Source organism: Hoeflea marina (assembly GCF_003182275.1).
Classification (GTDB): Bacteria; Pseudomonadota; Alphaproteobacteria; order Rhizobiales; family Rhizobiaceae; genus Hoeflea; species Hoeflea marina.
This window is the reverse complement of the sequence record NZ_QGTR01000004.1, coordinates 45,621-66,922: the sequence shown is the minus strand read 5'-3', so window position 1 is coordinate 66,922 and position 21,302 is coordinate 45,621. Positions and strand designations below refer to the sequence as shown.

The following is a 21,302-nucleotide window of genomic DNA, read 5'->3' as shown; positions in this document are numbered from 1 at the left end:
CGACGCCTCCCACCCTGGAGCATGCCATGACGACGCTGGCGCTAAGTTCATCTTCGTCCGAACCCAAGGGTCCGGATTCCATCGTCATCATCGGCGGCGGGCTTGCAGGCCTGTTCTGCGCGCTCAAGCTCGCGCCGCGCGCGGTCACCGTGCTGGCGGCCGCTCCCATCGGTCGCGGCGCCTCGTCGGCCTGGGCGCAGGCGGGCATTGCCGCCGCCGTCGGCCCCGGCGACACGGTGGAAAGCCATGTGGCCGACACATTGATCGCCGGTGACGGCATTGTCGACGAAGCGATCATCCGGATGATGGCGACGGAGGCGTCGGACCGCATCCATGATCTCCTCGAATACGGCGTCCCCTTCGACCGCGATCTCGAGGGCAAGCTCGCGGTCAGCCGGGAGGCGGCGCATTCGGAAAGCCGCATCGTCCGGGTCAAGGGCGACATGGCCGGCCGCGCCATCATGAAGGCGCTGGTGGCCTCGGTGGAAAAAACACCTTCGATCCGGGTCATGGAAGGCTACGTGGTCGAGGATCTGATCATCGAGAACGGCAGGGTGGCGGGCGTCGTCGCCCGCGACCACGCGGGCGCCGGCGAGGTCCTGCACCGGATTGCCGGATCCCATGTGGTGATGGCCACCGGCGGCGTCGGCCATCTCTACGAGGTGACGACAAATCCGACGGAAGCGCGCGGCGGCGGCATCGGCATGGCGGCGCGCGCCGGCGCCCGGCTCGCCGACATGGAATTCGTCCAGTTCCACCCCACCGCCATCAATGTCGGCAAGGATCCCGCGCCGCTGGCGACCGAGGCGCTCCGCGGCCACGGAGCTCTCTTGCGCAATTCCGCCGGCGAACGCTTCATGGTGCCATTGCACAAGGATGCCGAACTCGGCCCGCGCGACGTGGTGGCGCGCGGCATCTTCGCCGAGGTCAAGGCGGGCAGGGGCGCGTTTCTCGACTGCCGCGAGGCGGTGCCGAACTTTGCCGCCGAGTTCCCCACCGTCTTCAGCTACTGCCGGGAAGCCGGCATCGATCCCGCCGTCGACATGATCCCGGTCATCCCGGCGGCGCACTACTTCATGGGCGGCATCTGGACCGACGAGAACGGCCGCTCCTCGCTGCCGGGCTTCTGGGCCTGCGGCGAATGCACGTCGACCGGCGCGCACGGCGCCAACCGGCTGGCCTCGAACTCCCTGCTCGAGGCAGTGGTGTTTTCGGCACGCATCGCGCGGACGCTGAAAGACGAATTCGCAATCGACGCCCCGGCCGACTGGCAGGCAGGGTCGGTGGAAACCGAAGAGCACCTGACCGAGAACGACCACCCCAACATGGTGACTTTGCGCGAGACGATGAGTGCCAATCTCGGCGTGCTGCGCGACGGTGATGGCATGCGCGAGGCGCTGCTGACGATCCTGAAATTGCAGCGCGACAGCCATTCGGTTCGCTTCGACAATGTCATTGCCACGGCAAAGCTGATCGCGGTCTGCGCACTCAACCGCACCGAGAGCCGGGGCGGGCATTTCCGCACGGACTATCCGGAGGAATCGCCGGCCTGGAAGCGGCGCACGCTGCTGACGCTGGACCAGGCCGATGCCATCCTGCCGCAATTGCTGAGGGTCGAAGCATGACAACCGCGTTCCTGCCCGAACTGCCAGGATTGATGATCGAGGACCAGGTGCGCGCGGCGCTGATCGAGGATCTCGGCCGCGCCGGCGACATCACGTCGAACGCCACCATTGCGCCGTCCATGCGGGCAGCCGCACAGATGAACAGCCGGGAAGCCGGCGTGATCGCCGGCCTGCCGCTGGCCGCGGCCGCCTTTCGCATCATCGATCCTGCCGTTTCCTTCGAGGCGCTGGTGGCCGATGGCGACCGGGTCGAGCCTGGCGCAATGCTGGCCCGCATCAGCGGTCCGGCGCGCGCCGTGCTGTCGGCCGAGCGGGTGGCGCTCAACTATCTCATGCATCTTTCCGGCATCGCCAGTTACACCGCGCAATTCGCCGACCTGATCGCCGACACCGGCGCCCGCGTGACGTGCACGCGCAAGACCATCCCCGGCCTGCGCGCGCTGGAAAAATACGCCGTGCGCTGCGGCGGCGGCTCCAACCACCGTTTCGGCCTCGATGACGCGATCCTGATCAAGGACAACCATATCGCGGTCGCCGGTGGGATCGCCCAGGCGCTTCGCGCCGCCAAGGCCTATGCCGGGCACCTCATCAGGATCGAGATCGAGGTGGATACGCTCGAACAGTTCGCCGAAGTGCTGCAAGAGGGCGCCGACGTGGCGCTGCTCGACAATATGGGTCCGGAGATGCTGCGCGAGGCGGTGGCGATGAACGCCGGCCGGCTGACGCTCGAAGCGTCGGGCAATGTCTCGATCCACACCATCCGCGCCATCGCCGAGACCGGCGTCGATTTCATCTCGACGTCGAAGATCACCATGGCGGCGCCGACGCTCGATATCGGACTGGATATAGGGATTGGGTGAGCGGAGATTGTTTTCGGGACATCTACTCAATTGCATAATAAAGTAGAGGTCTGGCGCGTTTGATTGGTCTGCCAGTTCAATGCGGTGACATGAATCATATTGAGGCAGTTGCAGGATCTCATGACCTTTTTCTACCGCCCGCTTACCGCCAGAAGCCCCGGTGACGCTCACCGCGCTTCGACTCCGCTGGAACTCCTCTTCGACCTCGTGTCAGTCATTGCCATCGCCGCTGCGGCAGTGGGGCTCCATCATGGTATTGCTGAAGCTCACACGGCAGAGGCAGTCATCACCTTTCTGATGGCGTTCTTCGCCATCTGGTGGGCATGGATGAATTTCACCTGGTTTTCTTCGGCCTATGACAATGACGATGGCCTGTTTCGGCTGCTCACAATGCTCATCATGGCCGGCTCGCTGGTGATGGCGGCAGGTATCGGGTCTCTGTTCAAGTCAGGCGACCTGACGATGGTGGTTGTCGGCTACGTCGTCATGCGGCTGGGCATGGTTGCGCTCTGGGTTCGAGCGGCAAGACATGACCTGCAGCGTCGTGCAACCGCGATAACATACGCTCTGGGAATCTCACTTGTCCAAGTCTTCTGGGTCGCGCTCCTGCTGTTCCAGCCGCTTGAGCCGGTTTTCGTCTATGGCGCATTTGTGCTGGGTGCGGCCCTGGAACTGGCTGTGCCTGCGATTGCAGAGCGCAAGGCCGCAACGACATGGCATCGCCACCACATCATCGAACGCTATGGCCTTTTGACTATTATTGTCCTTGGTGAGACACTTTTGGCAGGAGCAATGTCCCTGCAGCAGGTGGCGAGCGGTATGACCGACATTGCTTTCGTGCATATCGCACTCTCATCCCTCGTCATCGTTTTTTCGATGTGGTGGCTCTATTTCAGTCGGGAGGAGCACCTTCAGACCAATGACCTCAACCGCGCGTTGACATGGGGATACGGTCACTTCGTCATCTTCGCTGCAGGAGCGGCTGTTGGTGCGGGTTTTGCGGTCCTTGTCGATGTCATAGCCGGTCATGCCAAGGTGTCATTGCTCGTGGGCGACTACGCAGTGGGCATTCCAGTGGCGATCTACATGCTCGGACTGTGGTTCGTTCGCGACCGGTTCTGCCTCAACGGCAGCGCAAAATTCGTACTTCCGGTCTTTGCCCTTTTGGTCTTGCTGGCGCCTCTTACGCCTGTCGCTCTCGAAGGGATCGCCGCCGTGACAGCCCTGAGCGTGGTGGTCAGGAATTACATGGTGCGGAGCTGACAAGAAAAAGCCTTGCTGTTGAAATGGCCGTTTCGAATGGCTGACGTCGATCACCTCATTCTGCAAAAAGGTTCATCGCAAAATCGGCGGAAGCTTCTCCCTCGCCACGTCCGCTCGATCGGCCCGCCCATTGCCCCGCCCGCGACATTGACTTCGCAGCCCTTGCAGCTACTCAGATCATATGCTGACGATTCCACTGCCCTTCGTGATCGCGCTGTTCCTGCTCGTCCTGCTGATCAGGCTCGCAGGGCAGCGCAACCGGGCGCTGGTTCCGGTCATGGTGTTCATGGCTGCGTGCACGACGCTGGTGACGATCGTCGGTCTTCGCTGGAGTTTCGATCTGAGGGCGGTGCGATTTGCCCAGCCCATCGTCGCCTGCATGCTGCCGCCACTGGCCTGGGTATTGTTTTCCGGGCTGATGCGCTCGCGAAACGGCTGGCAATTGCTGCCGCATGCGCTTCCGGTCGTCCTGGTCGCGGCCGTGCTGGCCGCCGACACGCTGTTCGCGCCTGTCCCGCGGTCATCGGTCGACCTGATCCTCGCAGCCTCCTATTTCGGCTACGGGCTGGCGCTGCTGCGCATTGCCTCGGCCGGTCCCGATGGACTGGTGGCCGTGCGCCTGTCGGAGTCGGTCCCGGCCAACCGCGCGGCGATCGTATCGGGCCTGATCCTGATCGTCTCCGGCGCGGTCGATCTGCTGGTCGCCGGCGAGTTCCTGCTCGATCGCGGCGCCTATGTCGCGCCCATCATCGCCGCAGCCAATCTGGTGTCGCTGGCCCTGCTGGCATGGGTGGTCGCGTTTCTCGGCCAGGCACTTCCGCCCTCGGCGGATACGGACGAACCGGCCGACCGGGAGCCGGCAGCCGCCGGTCCCGTCGCGGTCTCCACTCCCACAGCAAGCGACAAGGACATCGTCGCGGCGATAGACCGTCTGATCCGCGAGCGGCAGCTCTACCGTGATCCGGAACTGACCTTGAACCGCCTGGCCCGCAAGGCGGTCATTCCGACCCGCCGGATTTCCGGCGCCGTCAACCGGGTGCTCGGGCAGAACGTCTCGCAACTCGTCAACGGCTACCGCATCGAGGAGGCCAAACGGCTTCTAAGGGAAACAGACATGGTGGTGACGGCGGTGATGTTTGAATCGGGCTTTCAGACCAAGTCCAATTTCAACCGCGAGTTCCTTCGCGCCGTGGGAATGAGCCCGAGCGACTTTCGCCGTTCGGGCTCCGCGGGTGCCGGCGCCGGTATTGCGCCGGTCAGGGAATAGATCTCGCCAGAAACTCGACAATTCTGTCAGTGACCTGCCGATGGATCGCTGCGCGGTCCCGAGGACCCGGATCCTGGCAGACGAACTCATCCCCGGGCTCCTCCTGCCTGATGATCTCGACGGCGCCCGGCTTGCAGACCTGCATGAAGGTGAAATGCATGGCGTCGGGGATCTCGACATAGGCAGTCGTGGCCTTCGGCAGGTTTTCGACCAGCGATCCGGATTCGAGCATGGCAGGCAGCCCGCCGATATCCACGCCCGCGCCGAACACCAGCGCGGGAATGCGGTAGGCCTTCAGGCTCTCCGGCGTGAAGCCGCGCGCCAGGCCGAGGTCGATCGAGGCGATCGCGCGAACCCGCGGATCGGAAAGGTCGGCCTCGAGCTCCGCCTTGTTCTCCTCACGCACGCCCAGCTCATCGAGCAGCTTGCAGGCGCGCAATTCCGCCTGGCTCTTGCAGTCCGAGACATAGTTGGCAATGTCGCTGCGTGCCCCGCCGAGGGCGGCGACCGTCCATCCCCCGAGCGAGTGGCCGACGGCGGCGATGCGGTTCTCGTCGACCTTTCCGCCGCGCTCCGGCTCGGCAATCAGGGCGTCTATGACACGGCTGAGATCACGCGGACGCTGCCAGAGCCGGGCGGCCTCCACCGGCGATCGGTCGAAGGCCGTGGTCCCCGGATGGTCGGGCGCGGCCACGACATAGCCCTTTTCGACGAGTGCCTGAGCCACCCAGCCAAGGTTGCGCCAGGTTCCGCTGTAGCCGTGCGACAGCACGACCAGCGGATGCGCCCCGGCAGCGGGGCGCGCATCTTCAATCGACGGCACTCCGTAGAACACGGCGTTCTCGCCGACCGGTTTGAGGGGGCCGGCGTCCCCGGTCGGATACCAGAGGCCGACATGCAGCGGGCGGTCGCCGCCTGTGTCCTCGATGTCGAAGGTCTTGAAGCCGATGGCTTGAGGGGTTTGGGCGCTTGCGGCGGGTGCCGCGATCAGCAGCAGAGAGAAGAGTGCGCATCTGTACATTTCATCCTCGCAGGGAGATTGGAGACGATCGCTCCCTAGCGAGGACAGGATTGTGCTGCGACCTCAAACGCGATTCAGGTCCCGACCACCTGAGGCGTTGCGGGTGGCGGGCTGCGCCGGATCGTTTCGCCGGGCACTCCTGCCGGATGCCCATGCATGTCGCCCGAAGACGGGCGGCGGTTTCGGGATGACGACATCCACACTCACTCAGTGCTTTGGCCGGACCGGGCCGCCGTCGCCGGCGGCCCGGAGCGCTCAGCGCGGTTCGCTGTGCAATCCCTTGAGGATGGCGAAGCAGGCCAGCAGCAGCACGATCGTGAACGGGAAGCCCGTCGACACGGCCATGGCCTGCAGTGCGCCCAGTCCGCCGCCGAGCAGCAGCGCGATGGCGACGAGGCCCTCGAAGCTTGCCCAGAAGACGCGCTGCGGCACCGGCGCATCCACCTTGCCGCCGGCGGTGATGGTGTCGATCACCAGCGAACCCGAGTCCGACGAGGTAACGAAGAACACGATCACCAGCACGATGGCGATGAACGAGGTGATCTGCTGCAGCGGCAGCGCCTCGAGCATGGCAAACAGCTTCAGCTCCAGCGGCGCATCGGCGACCACCTGGTAGCCGTCATTGACCAGCTGATCGATGGCCGTGCCGCCGAAGACGGTCATCCAGAAAACCGAGACCAGCGACGGGATGATCAGCACGCAGGTGAGAAACTCGCGCACCGTGCGGCCGCGGCTGACGCGGGCGATGAACATGCCGACAAACGGCGACCATGAGATCCACCAGGCCCAGTAGAACGCGGTCCAGCCATGGCGGAAATTGTCGTCCGTGCGCCCGAACGGATTGGACAGCTCAGGCAGATAGCGCGCATATTCGTAGAGGTTGTGGAAGAAGCCTGTGAAGATCGCCATGGTGGGACCGACCACCAGCACGAAGGCGAGCAGCAGGGCGGCGAGAACCATGTTGATCTCGGAGAGGCGCTTGACGCCAGCGTCGAGGCCGGCGACGACCGACATCAGCGCAACGCCGGTGATGGCCACGATCAGCACCACCTTTGAGACGTCGCTGACCGGAATCCCGAAGATGTGGTTGAGGCCGGCATTGGCCTGCTCGGCGCCGAAGCCCAGCGACGTCGCCAGTCCGAACAGCGTGGCGAAGACCGCCAGGATGTCGATGACATGGCCGGTCCAGCCCCACACGCGTTCACCGAAAATCGGGTAGAACACGGAGCGCATCGTCAGCGGCAGCCCCTTGTTGTAGGAGAACAGCGCCAGCGCCAGCGCGACGACGGCGTAGATCGCCCAGGGATGCAGGCCCCAGTGGAAGATCGTCGCCGCCATGCCGAGATCGCGCGCTTCGGCCGCGTCGCCCGCCGCGCCGCCGAGCGGCGCCCAGCTTTCGGCCGTGCCGGCGTTCTCGGCCACGGAGGAGGAGAAATGCGAGATCGGCTCCGACACGCCGTAGAACATCAGCCCGATGCCCATGCCGGCGGCAAACAGCATGGCGAACCATCCGGTGTAGGAATAGTCCGGCGTGGCCTCGCGGCCGCCGATCCGGACCCTGCCGTAGGGCGAGATGATCAGGAACAGGCAAAGCAGCACGAAGATGTTGGCAGCGGTCAGGAAGAACCAGTCGAAGGTCCCGGTCAGCCAGTCGCGCAGATCACCGAACGCCGCCCCGGTGCTCTCCTGGAAGGCGAGGGTGACGAAGACGAAGGCGATGATGGTCAGGCCGGAAATCGCGAAGACGGGATTGTGAATGTCGAGGCCGAAGGGGCCAACGGACATGGAGATGTTGTCCTGGCCGACCTCGTATCCGGTGTCGATACGGTTGGAAGGTCCTTCCGGCGCCGGTATTCCGGGTCCGCTGGTGTCGCTCATGGTGGTCTCCCGATTGTGCTGTTGCCGCGTTTGCCGCGGGGCCGCGGTCAGCCGCGGATGAGAAAGACGGAGGCGTTCGTGTGGCTCGCAACCTTGCCGCCGTTCGACGGCCAGAGGACATCGGCGATCTTCGGATCATGCGTCGCCATGACCCCGAGATCGCTTCCGGTCTCGTTGACAGTCCTGATCAGAGCGTCGTCGAGATCGGCCGCCGGAGCGTGGCTGACGAAGGGCTTGCCGTGGACCTCGATGCCATCAGCCTCGGACCGGGCGGCAACAAAAGCGGCAAGCTTGCGATCGTATTCGGCAGGATTGCGAGCAACCGGACCGGGCGTCGCAGCCTTCACGCCGACATAGGTGACCGGCGCCCGATAGAGTTTCGCCAGTTTTGCCGCCGTGTCCGGCGCAAGCGACAGTTTGTCGGCATGCGCGCGATCCACGGGCACCATGATGTTGCTGAACATTGGTTCCCCCGCCCGGTCAGTGATCGGCTTGTATTTGCCGATACTCTTGCTTTCCGGACAGGTTGCAGGGCACGGCACGCCGTGGCTGGCCCGCATGCGGCGGATGAGGATCCGTATGCGACGTCTGAGCGGCCGGCAGGCGTGCCGGCGCCGGTGAATTCACGGCTGGCCCGCCGGTGCACGCTCGCCACGACGCGTCGCCCGGATCGATTCGGCCGATGCGCCGGAGGTCGTTCGTCGGCGCATGGCTTCGCCGCTGATCCGGGCGCAGACCCGGCATCGGTTTCGGGCGCATCTCTGCCGTATGCTGCCGATCGCCGGTGCGTTCGGTGGCTCCGACGCGCCCCAAGCGGTGCGTGCTCAGTGTTGCGGACGGTTCGCCACCGCTGCCTCGATGGTGGCGATGTCGATCCTGCGCATCGTCATCATCGCGTCGAATGCGCGCCTGGCCTCGGTGTGGTCGGTGCTCGTCACCAGGTCGAGCAGCCGGCGGGGCGTGATCTGCCAGGAGAAGCCCCAGCGGTCCTTGCACCAGCCGCACTCGCTTTCCTGGCCGCCATTGCCGACGATGGCGTTCCAGTAGCGGTCGGTCTCTTCCTGGGTCTCGGTGACGACCATGAAGCTCACCGATTCATTCGGCTTGAAGATCGGGCCACCATTGAGGCCGACGAATTTGCGCCCCAGAACGGTGAACTCGACGGTGAGTTCGGCGCCTTCAGTCCCCCCCGGAAAGTCGCCCGGCGCGGCATTCGTACGCTCGACATGGCTGTCGGGGAAGGTCTCGGCGTAGAACCGGGCCGCCTTGCCGGCTTCGCCGTGGTCGAACCATATGCAGGTCACGAGGTCTGTCATGTCAGTCTCCTTTCAATTGTAAACCCGGCCTTCCGGACGGGCACCGCCCGGGAGGGGCGCGATGTGAAACCGGTTGCTGAGTGATGCACCGGCGGATCATTCTGAAGGCCCTGGCCGGGTGTTGAACGTCCGCTGGGCTTCGAAGGCGCGGCGATAGGCCGGGCGCGCCTCGCCGCGGGCGAGATAGGCGGCGAGCCCCGGATGCTTGTCGAGCAGACCCGAAGATCCGAGCCTGAGCAGCACCGACACCATCATCAGGTCGCCGGCGCTGAAGCCGCCGTCGAGCCATTCGTCGTCGCCGAGCCGGGCAGAGAGCTGGCCGAGCCGGACATCGATGCGCTGGTCGATGCTGCGCAGCCGTTCTGCCGTCCAGGGTTTGTCGGATTCGAGCAGGACGGCGGTCTGGCGCTCGAGGATCGGCGGCTCGACGGTGTTGAGGGCGGCGAACATCCAGGCGATGGCACGCGCCCGGGCGGCGGCGTCGACCGGCAGCAGCCCGTTGTGGCGTTCGGCGATGTGCAGCACGATGGCGCCGGTCTCGAAGAGCACGAGATCGTCCTCCTCGTAGGTGGGGATCTGACCGAAGGGATTGAGGGCCAGATGCGCCGGCTGCCGCAAGGATGCGAAGGAGACCGGGCGCACGTCGCACGACTGTCCTGCTTCCTCCAGCGCCCAGCGGACGCGGGTGTCGCGCGCCAGTCCCTTGCCGCCGTCGGGAGAGCGGTCGAATGCTGTGATGACGGGGATCATGACGAGGCTCCCGGGGCGCGTGCTAGTGATTGATCTCGGGCTGGACGAGCCTGGCAAGTTTGTTGAGCGAGTCCTGCCAGCCGAGGTAGCAGGCGTCGGACGGGATCACGTCCGGCACGCCCTCCTGCACGATGCTGACTTCGGTTCCCATGGACACCGCCTTCAGGGTTACGGTGACCAGCATCTCGCCGGGCAGGTTCGGGTCGTCGAACCGGTCCGTATAGACCAGGCGTTCGCCGGGCACGAGTTCGACATATTCGCCGCCGAAGGAATGGCTCGCGCCGGTGGTGAAATTCCGGAACGACATCCTGTGGCTGCCGCCGACCTTCGCATCCAGTTCGTGGACCGTGCACAGATAGCCGTAGGGCGGCAGCCAGTTGGCGACGGCATCGGCCTCGAGAAAGGCGCGATAGACCTTCTCAGGCCTGGTGGTGATCATCCGGTGCAGTCTGATCGTGGTGGGCATGTGGTTTCCTCCGCGTCTGATGGCCTGTCCGAGGCCTCCGCTCCGGACCCGATAGACATACCGACCAGTTGGTATGGTGTCAATTCCTTCGTGGCCGTTGGCGACGGGGGCTGCGGCATTGGGCCTCGCGCCTGCGTCACGACCAGGCGGGGAGCGGGGCCTCGCTTTCATTGAGCGGACGAAGCAGTTCCATGACGAGGCTCCGAAACCAGATGTGCAGCGGATTCCTGCCCGACTTGCGATGCCAGGCTCCGATCATCAGCGTCGGCTCGATGGGCGTGGGAGGGACGAACAGGTCGAGGCTCGTGCCCCGAGCCAGGTTTTCGCCCAGTTGCCTGGGGACAAGAGCCACGAGATCACTTTCGCTGACTGCCCGTGCCACACCCGAGAACACCGGCAGCGTCATGAGGACGTCGCGTTTTCGACCGACCCGCGCCAGGGCGGCGTCCCCCATCGCCTCGAGGTTTCCTTCCGGAGAGAACAGCACGTGGCCCAAGCTGCAGAATATATCGAGCGGCAAGACCTGGCCTGGCCGGATTCCGCCGGCGGCGATGGCGGGGTGGCCCTTTCGTGCGATGACCGCGAAGCTCGAATGGAACGCCGGCGCCTTCTCGATCCAGTCCGGCACCTCGGTGTCGGGAATCAAGGCCAGGTCTGCCCGGTACTGCTCGAGGCTGGTGACGTAGCTGGCGGGCACAAGATCGACGAGTTGCACCTTTAGTCCGGGAGCCTCCTGCCGCAATCGCCTCGCAAGCTGTGGCATCAGGATCTCGGCAAAGAAATCACTCCCTGCAATCCGGTAGATGCCTTGCGCCTTCGCGGGCTGGAAGGCCCGCGGCGGAGACAACATGGCTTCGACGCTCCTGAGGTGAGTCCTCAGTTCCACCGCCATGGCTGCGGCGTAATCCGTGGCGACCAGCCGGTTGCCGCGGCGCACGAAAAGCTCATCGTTGAGTGCAAAGCGCAGACGCGAAAGCGCACCGGACACGGCCGATTGCGACATGGCGAGTTTCTCGCCCGCCTTGACCGTGGAACCTTCCGTCAGAAGCGCGTCCAGAATCCGCAAGAGATTGAGATCGAAGGTCGCAAAATTCATCTGGGCGATAGCTCATATGAAAACATACGATTTGCCGGAGTCCGTACCACGATTTATGTCCCCCTTCAACGAACGCGGTCTCGCGTCGTCACGTCAGGAAGGAGAAACCCATGCAATGTCCGTCAATCGACTCCGGCGACATCAAATGGCTCGGAGTGAGCTACAAGACCATTCTCTCGACAGCCGCCAGCGGAGGCGCGATGGCGATCCTGGACAGCGTCGCGCCCGTCGGCAGCGGTCCGCCGCGGCACGTGCACCAGGCCGAGGACGAGGCCTTCATCCTGCTCAGCGGTTATTGCCGGTTCTGGCTGGACGGCCAGGAGTTCACCAGGGGGCCGGGGGAAACAGTCTTTGTCCCGCGCGGCAGGGAGCACACGTTCCAGGTCGTCGGCAGCGAGCCTTCGCGTCACCTCGTCATCCTGACGCCGGGCGGATTTGAGGGCTTCTTCACGGAGATGGCGGCCGGCCAGTTCGCCATTCCCGACGACATGAAGCCCATCGAGGCGGCTGCCGTTCGGCACAATCTGACATTCACCGGTCCCCCCTTGCTCGCCGCCTGACAGCGCCGGCCGCCAGGAGGCCACCGGGGTTCGTCCCGGTGGCCGTCGGCCCCGTCGCGGGGCCGGCGGGTGCATGGCTCCGGCATCCGGATGTCCGGCGACGGACCGGTCAAGCCGGCTGGTCAGGTCGGGTTGTGCCCCATCACCACGGAGCGGTCGACCTCGCCCCTTTCCGCCGACCCGAGCGCCGCGAAGATGGCCGCGCGATCGTCAAACCGATGGACGCCGAGCCGGTGCTGGCGGCCGATGCCATGCGGCCAGTGGGCTGGTATGGCTTGGCCGATCGGCGTGGCCCAGCCGTAATCGATAAGGTGGATCTTTCCGTCGGCGACCGTCAGGTTGTCGCACTTGATGTCGTTGTGAGCGCAACCGTGCGAGGTCAGCGCCGCGAGAATGGCTTCCGCCTGCACGGGCCAGTCCGAGGGCAGGTTGCCCCGGCGCACGGGTTCGCCGACGTAATCGAGAAACAGCCGGTCGGCGGTCGCGGACCGCAAGGGTGGTGCGATGCCGCTTGCCGCCAGGCGGCGAAGCCAATCTACCTCGCGTTCGAGAATGCCGAATTCGCTGTAGGCGGCGACATGCTTCGTCACCAGTCGGCGTTCGAGGTCAATGCTGATCGAACTCAGCGCGTGTTCGTCGGCCACCACTCTGTAGCCAATGGCTCCGCTGACGCAGAATGCCACCTTCCTGTGTGCAACAGGTGTCGATGCTTCCTCACGGCGCACAACCTCCACCACCACGCCGACATCGGGATCGATGGTGGCGAGATAGCGGCCGAACAGCGGTGGATAGTCGGCGGCCACGTTTCTCATCTGGTGGCACTCGGCTTGGGCAAGAAGATCTTCTTGAGCGCCGTTGATATCAGCGGCGTGCGCGGCAGGTAGACGAGTTCCACGCCATGATAGTTTCGCACGGCCTCGAAGCGGGGATGATTGGCCCAGTCGTCGCCGACCACCAGGAAGCTTGCGCCGTAGCGGTCGATGTCGAACTCCTTCTGGTCAAGGGTCCGTTGAATGAAGACCATGTCGACGCCGGGGAACCTCCTCACCGCTTCGGCTCTTCGATCCTCGTTCTGCCAGGGGGATTTGCCCTTGACCCGGCACAGCGCGTCGGACACCACGCCGACTACCAACTGGTCACCCAGTGCGCGCGCTCTGTTCAACAGCCGCTTGTGGCCGAAATGAAACAGGTCGAATGTGCCGTAGGTCAGCACCGTGGCAAGCGGCAGCTTTTCGATGCATTTCGTGTCGATAGGTCCGAGTTCCGAGTTCTTCTTCTTGATCCGCCACTCCGGCCCGAACCGCCATTCGAGGTAGTCCTCGACGGGTGACGGAACATAGACGCCGATCTCCGGATGGCCGGGCCATGTCACCCGGGACTTGTTGCGGACCAGACGCTCCGGCTTGCGCCGAAATCCATGCTCGTTGAAATTCACGAAGACCTCCTCGTAAATTCCCGAATAGAAATAGTAGATGTCGACGATGACCCCGTCATTCGTCTCGTCGGCGAAAGCGGTCTGCATCAGCAGGCCGTTCCAGAAGGTTTCGCGGATGAGGCGAAAGCCGTTCGCCTCGAACCGGTCGACAATCTCCCGCGCATAGGCGAAGGCGGCATCCTTCCCGGCATAGGCAAGGCCGATGCGGATGTCGATATCCGTATCTCCCTCGATGAAGCCGCGTTCCCGCGCCAGTCCGAGCGCGGTACCGACGCCAATCCACCAGTCAGCCGGCACCCCGGACGCCAGGGCCCGGCTCAGAAGGCCGGCAGCCCGCTCCAGGCTGATCCGCGGATTGAAGGGATCGAGGGGCCGAATATCGAGCGGAGGCTGATGGCGGGCGACAAAATGATTCGAGATCATCTTGTGGACGTCTGCCCGTGCGGGCTCGATGAATGATTCGGGAAAAGTGTACGAATACATCGAAGGCGATCCCGAAAGTTTGGTCTCGCGAAACATCGCAAAACCCGAATGTTTTGTTCGATATCAATACCTTAAGTGGAGATCGATTTCAACAGACCAAGTGGACGGCGTTGCTGACATCCGGGATCGCTCGGCAGCTGATGGTGGTTTCGAAGCGCCTGTGTGACGGGGAACGGCAACATCACGGAATCACGGATTTCTGGGCCGCGGAATTGCCCTGCGGCGTTCACGTCGAAGCCTCCTGGTGGCTCGGGCCCATCGGCCTGTCGGCTCCAGCCGCTAGCCCCGTCCGCCCAGCCTCAGGCCCGGCGCCGGCCGCTCCTCGAGGATCTTGGAGCGGAAACGGTAGAGCGCGGCGGGGCGGCCGCCGGTGGCCGTGGTCGCCGCGCCCGTGGCTTCCACCAGCTCGGCTCCCTCGACCAGGCGGCGGAAATTCTGCTTGTGAAGATGCCGGCCGGAGATGGCCTCGACGGTCTGCTGCAGGTCGGTCAGCGTGAATTCCGGCGGCATCAGCTCGAAGATCACCGGTCTGTACTTGATTTTCGCCCTCAGCCTCTGGACCGCGGTGGCGACGATGCGGCGGTGGTCGAACCGCAGCGCGCGACCGAGCGGCGAGGCGAGACCGGTGCCGTCTGTGCGCTTGTCGGCCACCGCCTCCTCGACGAGGCCGGCCTCGTAGAGGAGTTCGTAGCGGTCGACGACGCGCTCCTCGTCCCAGGGGAAATCCTTGAGCCCGAAGGCGAGGCGGATGCGGGCGGCCCGCGGCGGCTTCATCTGGCCTGCGGCATCGGCGCCCGGCGCGGTTGCCCAGTCGATCAGCCGTGGCAGGATGATCGCGTCAAGCCTGGCCGGCCGGCCGGTGCGCCAGTCCTCCCACGGCAGCAGGTCGTACCAGTCGCGCCAGCGGGCGCCGGTGGCGGCAAGCGCTTCGGGATTGTCGGCGTCGGTGCGGGTGAGCGCAAGATAGCCGACCGAAACCAGATGGGCGCCGCCGCCCTCCGGGCCGGCGCCGCGCCGGTGGCGTCCACGGTCGCCGAATGTGTAGAGTTGCTCGACATAGCCCAGATGCAGCGCGGTCTGGGTCTCGACGCTGGCACGCAGGCCGGCCTCGAAGGTGCGATGGCGTTCGGGATCGAAGGGGCCGAAAGGCAGGCCGTCGGCGCGGCTGCCGCCGGGCGTGGCGGGCACGGTGAGGATCTGCGGCTCGCGCGCGCTGATGGCGACGATGGCCGCATTGAGGCCGATCTGCACCGGGGTGAGGGGAGCCTCGTCCATCCCGATCAGTCCGGCCCGGCGGCAGGCAGCCCGCCCGGTCGGGCAAGCCGTGGCGGCGGATCGGTCGGGGACAGCGCGACCGAGACCATGTCTCCTTCGTAGGCGTCGGCGCCGCGGCCGATGGCGCGGATGGCGCGGCGCAGCCTCCCGCCGCGGCCGAGCATATGGTCGGCGATCTCGATCAGCTTCTCGTTGGGGGTTACGAAGGGCGATGCGGCCCGCAGCCGCTCGGCCAGTTGCATCTCGTCCTGGTCGGGCTCGACCGCAAGAGCCGCGATGGCGGCGGCAGCCGGAGAACGGGATATGCCGAGCCAGCAGTGGATCAGCAGCGGCGCCTGCCGGTCCCAGTCGCGGGCAAAGCGGATCACCCGGTCGACATGGATTTCGGCGGGCGCCACCAAGCCGTCCCGCGCCTCGGCGATGTCGTTGACACCGAGGATTAGATGTCGGCTGGCGTCGATGACGCCCGGTCTGTGAAAGGTCTGATTCTCGGCCAGCAGGCTGATCATTTCGCGTGCGCCATGGCGGACGGCCGCTTCCGCGATCTGGTTGAGGCGGCAGACGACAAGATAGGGCATGCTCAGCCTCCGTTCGTGCTGCGGATTGCCTCGATGGCGGCGAAGCGGACGAGGAAGCCGCGCTCGGCGTCCACGGCCGGCAATGGCTCGATGCCGAGCGAAGCCAGGGTGATGCCGCGCGGCGCACCGAAGAAGCTGCGAGCCTCCGCATCGGTGAAGCCCGCCAGTTCGGTGGCCTCGAAATAGGCGGCGATCTGGTCGGCGCGCTTGATCAGCGTCTTGTCCTTCGCAGGGGTCCGCGGCGGCAGGCCGAAGCGGATGTGAATGGCGGATTCAAGCCGCGTCTCCACCGTCTTGTAGCCGCCGCCGACCACTGCCTTGAACGGCGAGATCATGTCGCCGATGACATATTCCGGCGCGTCGTGCAGCAGGGCCATCAGGCTCAGATCCGGAGAGCAATCGGCGATCTGGCCGATCACTGCCTCGACCAGCAGGGAATGCTGGGCCACCGAGAAGGCATGGGGCCCGCGCGTCTGGCCGTTCCAGCGCGCCACCCGCGCCAGGCCCTGGGCGATGTCGGTGATCTCGACGTCGAGCGGCGAGGGGTCCAGCAGGTCGAGCCGGCGCCCCGACAACATGCGCTGCCAGGCGCGGGGAGCTTTGTCACGGTGGGCCATGTCAGTCGTCCGCCGCGCTGCCGCGCTGTTCGAAGACCAGCCCACTCCAGGCCGGAAGGGCGAGGCTGACCACGGTGCCGTCCGCCGTCAGCGGCAGCGATTCGGCCAGCGCCTCGGCGACGCGGTCGGTCCGCACCACGGCCAGGCCGCAGCTGCCCTCGACACTGCCGAGCTGTCCCGCCGCACGCTCCCCCGCCATCACCGGGGTGCCGGCTGGCGGCAACGGCAGCGTGCTTTCGACCAGCACCAGCCTGCGGCGGGCGGTGCCGCGGTGCTGCATGCGCGAGACCACCTCCTGGCCGACAAAGCAGCCCTTGCGAAAGTCGACGCCACCGTTCCTGTCCATCAGCACGTCGTGCGGAAAGGCGTCGGCAAGCGCATAATCCTGCCCGGATTCGGCGACGCCGTGGACGATGCGGATGCGGTCCCAGGCATCGACATCCGCCTGCCGGGCGGGAACAGGGCCGTAGATGCGCACCACACCGGCCTGCTGCGGAAAGCGGGCGTCGGCCAGCGCTCCCGGCAGCGCCGCCTCGTCCCAGCCCGCCGACACGGTCAGGCTGTCGTCTCGGGAGAGAGTGACGGCGGCCCGCAGCCGGTACATGGTCAGCCGGCGGATGAAATCGTCGGCCTGGTCGGCGCGGATATCGGCCACAAAACCGCCCCCGGGGCGGCGCGAGATCAGAAAGTCGAACAGGATCTTGCCCTGCGGCGTCAGCAGCGCCGAGGGCGCGACCCGGCCTTCGGCCAGATGGTCGACATCCGATGTGACAAGCCGCTCGAGGAAGTCCCCGGCTGCGTCGCCGCCGATATGGATGACTGTGCGATGGCTGAGATGGGCGATCGGCAAGGTGGTGTCACTCCCGCTCCGGTTGGAGCCTCTACCTGGAGCGCTTCTGCTTTTCATTGAATCGCAGAGGCGCTCTACGTCTTGATTTATCGCATTGTCTACGACGAAGTGAAATTCACTTCCTCTGGAAATGCTCTGATGCATGTCGCCCGAAAGTGTGCAGCGGCTTCGGGATCACGACATGCATAATTACAAAGAGCTAAAGCGCATCGCGTGAATCTGAATTCCTGCGATGTGCTTTAGGCAGTCTCGCCATCGCGGGCAAGAGCGGTGCGGCGGCAGACTGTCAAATCCCGCGGCCGGCCCGATCGGCGCGCTCAGTCGCCGGCGAGGAAGAACTGCCACTCACCTTCGGGGCTGATGCCGAGGCGATAGAAATTGTAGCTGCCAAAGCCGAGCATGTCCTCGACGTCGCCCGCCGTGACGATGCGCAGCAGTTCGACGCGCTGCGGCGGCGTCAGCGATTCGAGCGGCATGGCGGTGAAGTAGGGCCAGACATAGAGTTCTTCCGGCGTGCCGGGATCGATGTGGACAAAGCCCGTGCCGAGGATGTCCAGCATGATGGCCAGGATTTCCTGCCCGCCGGCATCGCCCGACAGCGACCTGAGATACGCGACCGGGTCGTCGTCGGTTCCCGCCAGCGACAACCGCGTGGCGGTCGGGCCGGCGCCGAGCAGAGCCCGCAACTTCTCCGGGTCGCCCGTGGTGGCGGCCTCAATGATCAGCTGCCGCATCCGCGCCACCGGCTCGGGCAGCACGGACACGTCGGTGAGAACGTCGGGCAGGGGCGCAGCGGCATCGGGGGCGGCGGGGACAGTGACCGCCGGGTCTTCGTCGCGCGGCTCGGCGGGCGCGCGGATGACGGGGCCGGGATCCGGCAATCCGCCATCGGGGCCGATCTGCGGCTCCTCCAGCTCCGGCGCCGCCGGCTCGTCGGGGATTTCGGCATCGGGAGCGGCGTCGTCGGCGGCCGGCTTGAGTTCGCTCAGCGCGAAGGCCGGCTTGGGTGAGAGCGCCACGAGGAAGGGCAGGGAAACCAGGGCAACAAGGATCAGGCTCAGAGGCCAGGATAGGCAGACGGCCCGTGTCTGTCTGACATGCTTCGTCACGATGCCCCTCCGCGGGCGGTCTTCACTGCAAGACGCGTTCGGGTGAGAATTCGCCGGTCAGGATGCGCTCGCGCATCGAATTGATCAGCGCCTCGGCCTGATCCTCGCCCAGTGCGCGCACGGTCTCGCGCAGCGCCGTCATCATCGCCGCGTCGGCGAGAATTTCGGGCTCGATGCCGTCGGCCATGCCTTCCGCCCATGCGTCACTCTGGTGACCCAATGCGACGTGCATTTTCTCCTGGACGATCAGATCATCGATTTCGTCGGCTGTGTGCAGTGTTTGCTGGGTCATGCATACCTTCACTTCTTACCGGGACATTAACCACCCTAACACGGCTTGCGCCGTTTCGGCACGGCCGGGAGGCAAATGGAGTTAACAATTCGTCAATTTCCGTAGCGCGCGACGATTTCCGCCGCAAGTGTTGCTCCTTCGCGACGGTATCTTTCATCGGCTGCGACTGCCGCTGCCGTGCACGTCGTGTAGACCGAGGCAAAGGTGCGGTAGCCGCGGTTGAAGCCCGCCGTCAGCTTCGCATGCCGATCCGGTTCGTCAGCGGTCTCGCCGTCGAGCAGCGCCTGCATCGAGGCGCGCCACTCGGTTTCACCGCCGTTCCTGCACAGATTGCGCAGATAATCGATCGAACCGATGATCTCGGCAAGCCGCAGGAGCCGGGCATCGTAAGGCGGCGGCACGCGGGGTTCGACGACGGCCGCCGGAGCTTCCGCCTCGTCCGCCGACTGCGCCGCAACGCTGCCCGGAGCGAGCAGACTGAACGTCAGCACGCAGGCTGCGGCGGCGAATTGGCGGGCGGTCCGGACCATCATGCCAGCCCTATACAACAAAGGCTCGCGGGCGCAAATCCCTGCTTGTGGTCATGGTGTTGCGGCAGGGATCGTGGCAGCTCCAGTGCCGCTGCGGGGGAATCAGGGACGGTCATTGCGGGCGATCAGATCGAGGCATTCGATGACGCTGTCGGGCACGGGCAGGCCATCGAGTTCCTCGCGGGTGTACCAGCCGGCGGTCATCGCGTCGTCGGCGGCGATGATCTCGGCGTCTGCCGCGCCGTCGACCGCAAAGACCGTGAGCAGGAAATGACTGGCCATCGTGCCATCGGCGCGCCGGGTCGGCAGGTCGTAGGTGGCCAGCGGCCGCGGATTGGCGCCCCGAAGCCCCGTCTCCTCCTCCAGTTCTCGCAGCGCCGCCGCCTCCAGGCTCTCGCCCGGCTCCACCCGCCCGCCTGGAAAGGCATACATGTGCTGGGCCGGCGGATTGGCGCGCAGCACCAGCAGGAATCGGTCGCCGCGCCGCACCAGGGCGGAAACGGCGAGCGCCGGGCCTGCGGCGGGTTCGTCAGTGCCGGACATGTCTTGACCCTCCCCGGGTGCGGTGCCATGACAAAGCAATGTGTGGACGATTTGCCCTGACAGCAACGCCGGAAGAAGTACAGGAGCTTTTCGGTCTCGAGGAGATCGACGGCTTCCCGCCGCGCTACAACATCGCTCCGACCCAGCCGATCCTGATCATCGCCGCCGACCTGCCGCGGCGCGAGGGTGACAACCGCTCGGACCGGCGGGCGTTGCTGGCGCGCTGGGGCTTTCTGCCCGGCTGGGTCAAGGATCCGGCGGAGTTTCCGCTGCTCATCAATGCGCGCTCGGAGACGGCCATCGAAAAGGCCTCGTTCCGCGCCGCCATGCGGCATCGCCGGGTGCTGATCGCCGCATCGGGCTTCTACGAATGGCACCGGCCGCCCAAGGAACTCAGGCAGAAATCGACACCCTACTGGATCAGGCCGGCACGCCGCGGCGTCGTTGCCTTCGGCGGGCTGATCGAGACCTACGCCTCCGCCGATGGCGGCGAGATTGACACCGCGGCGGTGCTCACGGTCGGCGCCAGTGCCGGCATCGCGCCGATCCACGACCGCATGCCGGTGGTGATCCATCCACAGGATTTTGCCCGCTGGCTCGATTGCCGCACCCAGGAACCGCGCGACGTGGCCGATCTGATGAAGCCCGCGCCGGATGATTTCTTCGAGGCGATTCGGGTCTCGGACCTGGTCAATAAGGTTGCCAACACCGGTCCGGAGTTGCAAACCGAAGCGGCCGCCCCGGCCGGCGAGGCGGAGGTCGGCAGACCGAAGCCTGCCGCCCGGAAGACCGCCGACCCCGATCCACCCGCCCAGATGAAGCTGTTCTGACCCCATGACCCCCATCCTTGCCCCGGCACTCTCCGGCTTCCTGCTCGGCGGATCGCTGATTCTCGCCATCGGCGCCCAGAATGCGTTCCTGCTCAGGCAGGGGCTGCTCCGGCAGCATGTCTTCATCCTGTGCCTGATCTGCGCCGGTTCGGATGCGGCGCTTATCGCGCTCGGCACCGCCGGGCTCGGCCGGCTCATCGCGCAATCGCCGCTGCTGCTCGACGTGGTCACGCTGGGCGGCGCCGTGTTCCTGGCGGTCTATGCGGCTCTGGCTCTGAAGCGGGCGGTGCATCCCGGCGCGCTGAAGGCGGCCGGGGAAGGCGGCGGCTCGCTCAAGGCGGCCATCGCCACCTGTCTCGCCTTCACCTTCCTCAACCCGCATGTCTATCTCGACACCGTGCTGCTCGTCGGCGGCCTGTCGGCGGCGCACCAGGGGGCGGCGCGGCTGGCGTTTGCCGGCGGGGCGATGGCGGCGTCCTTCGTCTGGTTCTTCGGGCTCGGCTACGGCGCGCGACTGCTGCAGCCGCTGTTTGCGCGGCCGTCGGCCTGGCGCGTGCTCGACCTGATCATCGCCCTGGTGATGGCGGCGCTGTCGCTGTCGCTGGTGGCGCGCTTCGTTGCGGGCCACGGCTGAAGCGGCCATCTTGACCGGCCGCGG

At 65.7% G+C, this 21,302-nt stretch carries 24 protein-coding genes; 7 read left to right on the top strand and 17 right to left on the bottom strand.

Annotation, left to right across the window (positions count from 1 at the left end):
- Positions 1-26 precede the first annotated feature (26 nt).
- The 4 genes from DFR52_RS15685 (at position 27) to DFR52_RS15670 (ending at position 5,015) form a co-directional block, all read left to right on the top strand.
- Positions 27-1,625, top strand: a complete 1,599-nt coding sequence (locus DFR52_RS15685) for an L-aspartate oxidase (protein WP_110032952.1) — start codon at positions 27-29, stop codon at positions 1,623-1,625.
- A complete protein-coding gene (gene nadC, locus DFR52_RS15680) occupies positions 1,622-2,485 on the top strand; it encodes a carboxylating nicotinate-nucleotide diphosphorylase (RefSeq protein WP_110032951.1) in 864 nt (287 codons plus the stop codon). The genes DFR52_RS15685 and nadC overlap by 4 nt, the downstream gene beginning before the upstream one ends.
- A gap of 120 nt (positions 2,486-2,605) precedes the next feature.
- Complete coding sequence (locus DFR52_RS15675; protein ID WP_110033411.1) at positions 2,606-3,748, top strand: low temperature requirement protein A; 1,143 nt, start codon at positions 2,606-2,608, stop codon at positions 3,746-3,748.
- A gap of 181 nt (positions 3,749-3,929) precedes the next feature.
- The gene (locus DFR52_RS15670; RefSeq protein ID WP_110032950.1) at positions 3,930-5,015 is read left to right on the top strand and encodes a helix-turn-helix domain-containing protein; all 1,086 of its coding nucleotides are present in this window, start codon (positions 3,930-3,932) and stop codon (positions 5,013-5,015) included.
- Here DFR52_RS15670 and DFR52_RS15665 read toward each other — a convergent pair.
- From DFR52_RS15665 to DFR52_RS15635, 7 genes are all read right to left on the bottom strand, one after another.
- Positions 5,005-6,036, bottom strand: coding sequence for an alpha/beta hydrolase family protein (locus tag DFR52_RS15665; RefSeq protein WP_110032949.1), 1,032 nt, complete (start codon positions 6,034-6,036; stop codon positions 5,005-5,007). The two genes, DFR52_RS15670 and DFR52_RS15665, sit on opposite strands and share 11 nt — an antisense overlap.
- Positions 6,037-6,291: 255 nt before the next feature.
- Positions 6,292-7,914 carry a BCCT family transporter gene (locus tag DFR52_RS15660; protein WP_110032948.1) on the bottom strand — a complete coding sequence of 541 codons (1,623 nt, stop codon included), beginning with the start codon at positions 7,912-7,914 and terminating at the stop codon, positions 6,292-6,294.
- Positions 7,915-7,961: 47 nt separating this feature from the next.
- Positions 7,962-8,378, bottom strand: coding sequence for a universal stress protein (locus DFR52_RS15655; protein WP_110032947.1), 417 nt, complete (start codon positions 8,376-8,378; stop codon positions 7,962-7,964).
- Between the two features lie 360 nt (positions 8,379-8,738).
- The gene (locus tag DFR52_RS15650) at positions 8,739-9,230 is read right to left on the bottom strand and encodes a VOC family protein (RefSeq protein WP_110032946.1); all 492 of its coding nucleotides are present in this window, start codon (positions 9,228-9,230) and stop codon (positions 8,739-8,741) included.
- 96 nt (positions 9,231-9,326) lie between these two features.
- Entirely contained in the window at positions 9,327-9,980 is a 654-nt protein-coding gene (locus DFR52_RS15645) for a glutathione S-transferase family protein (protein WP_110032945.1), read from the bottom strand.
- A gap of 22 nt (positions 9,981-10,002) precedes the next feature.
- Positions 10,003-10,446, bottom strand: a complete 444-nt coding sequence (locus DFR52_RS15640; protein WP_110032944.1) for an SRPBCC family protein — start codon at positions 10,444-10,446, stop codon at positions 10,003-10,005.
- Positions 10,447-10,582: 136 nt separating this feature from the next.
- Entirely contained in the window at positions 10,583-11,542 is a 960-nt protein-coding gene (locus DFR52_RS15635; RefSeq protein ID WP_110032943.1) for a LysR family transcriptional regulator, read from the bottom strand.
- A gap of 110 nt (positions 11,543-11,652) precedes the next feature.
- Between DFR52_RS15635 and DFR52_RS15630 the strand changes: the two genes are divergently transcribed.
- The gene (locus DFR52_RS15630; RefSeq protein ID WP_110032942.1) at positions 11,653-12,102 is read left to right on the top strand and encodes a cupin domain-containing protein; all 450 of its coding nucleotides are present in this window, start codon (positions 11,653-11,655) and stop codon (positions 12,100-12,102) included.
- Positions 12,103-12,224: 122 nt separating this feature from the next.
- On the opposite strand, the gene DFR52_RS15625 is transcribed toward DFR52_RS15630, so the two are convergent.
- The 10 genes from DFR52_RS15625 to DFR52_RS15580 all read right to left on the bottom strand — a co-directional run bounded on the left by DFR52_RS15625 (position 12,225) and on the right by DFR52_RS15580 (position 19,814).
- A complete protein-coding gene (locus tag DFR52_RS15625; protein ID WP_110032941.1) occupies positions 12,225-12,905 on the bottom strand; it encodes a BUD32 family EKC/KEOPS complex subunit in 681 nt (226 codons plus the stop codon).
- 5 nt (positions 12,906-12,910) lie between these two features.
- Positions 12,911-14,020 carry an FAD synthase family protein gene (locus DFR52_RS24725; RefSeq protein WP_210205854.1) on the bottom strand — a complete coding sequence of 370 codons (1,110 nt, stop codon included), beginning with the start codon at positions 14,018-14,020 and terminating at the stop codon, positions 12,911-12,913.
- A gap of 279 nt (positions 14,021-14,299) precedes the next feature.
- Entirely contained in the window at positions 14,300-15,295 is a 996-nt protein-coding gene (locus tag DFR52_RS15615) for an NUDIX hydrolase (RefSeq protein WP_110032940.1), read from the bottom strand.
- A gap of 5 nt (positions 15,296-15,300) precedes the next feature.
- Positions 15,301-15,873 carry a tyrosine phosphatase family protein gene (locus tag DFR52_RS15610; RefSeq protein WP_245415369.1) on the bottom strand — a complete coding sequence of 191 codons (573 nt, stop codon included), beginning with the start codon at positions 15,871-15,873 and terminating at the stop codon, positions 15,301-15,303.
- 2 nt (positions 15,874-15,875) lie between these two features.
- Entirely contained in the window at positions 15,876-16,490 is a 615-nt protein-coding gene (locus tag DFR52_RS15605) for an HD domain-containing protein (RefSeq protein WP_110032939.1), read from the bottom strand.
- 1 nt (position 16,491) lies between these two features.
- Positions 16,492-17,340: a CAF17-like 4Fe-4S cluster assembly/insertion protein YgfZ gene (ygfZ, locus tag DFR52_RS15600; RefSeq protein ID WP_110032938.1), complete on the bottom strand. Its 849-nt coding sequence runs from the start codon at positions 17,338-17,340 to the stop codon at positions 16,492-16,494.
- A 317-nt stretch (positions 17,341-17,657) separates the two neighbouring features.
- A complete protein-coding gene (locus DFR52_RS15595; RefSeq protein ID WP_245415368.1) occupies positions 17,658-18,449 on the bottom strand; it encodes a hypothetical protein in 792 nt (263 codons plus the stop codon).
- Between the two features lie 22 nt (positions 18,450-18,471).
- Positions 18,472-18,741 (bottom strand): hypothetical protein, encoded by a 270-nt coding sequence (locus DFR52_RS15590; RefSeq protein ID WP_110032937.1) that lies wholly within the window; start codon positions 18,739-18,741, stop codon positions 18,472-18,474.
- A gap of 92 nt (positions 18,742-18,833) precedes the next feature.
- Positions 18,834-19,271, bottom strand: a complete 438-nt coding sequence (locus DFR52_RS15585; protein WP_110033408.1) for a TIGR02301 family protein — start codon at positions 19,269-19,271, stop codon at positions 18,834-18,836.
- Between the two features lie 102 nt (positions 19,272-19,373).
- Positions 19,374-19,814: an NUDIX hydrolase gene (locus tag DFR52_RS15580; RefSeq protein ID WP_110032936.1), complete on the bottom strand. Its 441-nt coding sequence runs from the start codon at positions 19,812-19,814 to the stop codon at positions 19,374-19,376.
- A gap of 38 nt (positions 19,815-19,852) precedes the next feature.
- Here DFR52_RS15580 and DFR52_RS15575 point away from each other — a divergent pair, with 38 nt between their 5' ends.
- Together DFR52_RS15575 and DFR52_RS15570 are read left to right on the top strand one after the other, a co-directional pair.
- A complete protein-coding gene (locus DFR52_RS15575; RefSeq protein ID WP_110032935.1) occupies positions 19,853-20,644 on the top strand; it encodes an SOS response-associated peptidase in 792 nt (263 codons plus the stop codon).
- Between the two features lie 13 nt (positions 20,645-20,657).
- Entirely contained in the window at positions 20,658-21,278 is a 621-nt protein-coding gene (locus DFR52_RS15570; protein WP_210205865.1) for a LysE/ArgO family amino acid transporter, read from the top strand.
- Positions 21,279-21,302: the final 24 nt, after the last annotated feature.